At 36.5% G+C, this 266-nt stretch carries 1 protein-coding gene; it reads left to right on the forward strand.

Features of this window, described 5'->3' with window-relative positions; genetic code table 11:
• The coding region (locus SB771_RS34915; protein ID WP_410722030.1) for a hypothetical protein at positions 1–186 on the forward strand (186 nt) is incomplete at its 5' end.
• Positions 187–266 lie beyond the last annotated feature (80 nt).

Genomic DNA, 266 nt, shown 5'->3' on the forward strand with positions numbered 1-266 from the left:
ATGGACGATGATCCAGAAATGAAAATGAAAGCATTGGAAAACATGATTAGAGAGTTTGATTCAATTGGAGATGGAGCACTAGAAGGTATAAAACAGGCTACTGCTTTATTAAAGAAAGTTGGAAGTGAAGACGTTGGAAATAGAATTGAGATGCTTAATACAAAGAAAAAAGCTGAGACAGTTTAGCTCAGCTTTATAAATCCAACGGTTCAAAAGGATCATCCATGTCGATTGGTTTGCCTTGAGGATGAACTGGAAAGTCATCT

The sequence above is a fragment of the Burkholderia sp. SIMBA_051 genome, from assembly GCF_046534915.1.
Lineage (GTDB): Bacteria > Pseudomonadota > Gammaproteobacteria > Burkholderiales > Burkholderiaceae > Burkholderia > Burkholderia ambifaria.